The 1,270-nt window shown below is 77.4% G+C and carries 1 pseudogene; it reads left to right on the forward strand.

The annotated features are described in order from the left end of the window. A pseudogene (locus tag G3I53_RS29145) lies at positions 1 to 1,270 on the forward strand (helix-turn-helix transcriptional regulator); the annotation flags it as partial.

Consider the following 1,270-nt stretch of genomic DNA (forward strand, 5'->3'; position numbering starts at 1 on the left):
CGTCGCCGCCTCGCTCGGCCTGCTCGCGGCCCGGCACACCCCGGGCGGCAGCGCGCCGGGCCCGGACGAGCGGCGGTTGCAGGCCGCCGAGGACGCGATCATCGCCGGGGAGGCCGACCTGGCCCGGGACATCGCCCGCGAGGTGCTGACCCGGGCGAGCGTGCCCGCGGAGCGGGTGCGCGCCTGGATGGTCGTCATCGAGGCGGCCGGGCAGGCCCTCGGCGAGGTCGACGCGGTCTTCCCGCAGGTCCTCGCCGACGCCGGGGACGACCCGAAGCTGCTGGCCCTGGTCCACTACCAGCTGGCCTGGCGGGAGCTGGTGGTGCACGGCGACTTCGACAAGGCCCGCCAGGAGGCCGCGCACGCGGCGGAGCTGGCCGCCCGGGGCGAGGACCGGCGCACCGAGCTGATGGCGCTCGCCTTCCAGTCCTCCACCGAGACCCTGATGGGCCACCCGGACGCCGCCGCGACCGTCAAGCGGGCCCTGCGCGAACCGCAGGACCCCTACGTGGCCTGCCACCACAACGGCGCGGGCATGGCCCGGTTCCGCTGGCTGCTGATGAGCGACCAGCTGCCGCAGGCCCGCACCACCATCACCGGCCTGCTGCGCGAGGCGCGGCGGCGCGGCATGGTCGAGAGCGAGGTGCACTTCCTGCGCTTCCTCGCCGACACCGAACTGCGCACCGGCCACTGCGGCCGGGCCCTGGACCTGGCCCGCGAGAGCCTGCGGCTGGCCCGGGACTCCGGGATCGGCGAGGGCGCCTCGGCGATGCTGGCTTCCCTCGCGGAGGCGTCCGGCGGCGACGTGGACCGGGCGCTGGCCCTGGCCCGCGAGGCGGCCGACCACGCCGAGGTGGACGGCGACCAGATGTACCTCTCCCGCGCCCTGGCCGCCCTGGGCTACGCCCAGCTGGTGTCCGGGGACGCGGCGGGCGCGGTGCGTTCGCTGCGCCGGGTGCGGGAGCTGGAGCAGGGCATGGGCATCACCGACCCGGCCCGCGGACGCTGGCACGGCGACCTCGCCGAGGCGCTGGTGCGCGTCGGGGAGCCCGCGGAGGCGCAGGAGCTCATCAACCGCACCCGCGCGCACGCCCTGCGGCTGGACCGCGGGGGCGTGCTGGCCGTCCTGGACCGCGCGGAGGCGCTGGTGCGCGCGGCGCGGGGTGAACATCAGGCAGCCGAGGCGCAGTTGGCGTCGGCTCAGGACCGGCTCGGCGCGCTGGGCTACGGGCTGGAGGAGGCCCGCGCGGCCTTCGTGCTGGCCCGGCTG

Origin of the sequence: Streptomyces sp. SID14436 (assembly GCF_010548465.1) — a bacterium.
Classification (GTDB): domain Bacteria; phylum Actinomycetota; class Actinomycetes; order Streptomycetales; family Streptomycetaceae; genus Streptomyces.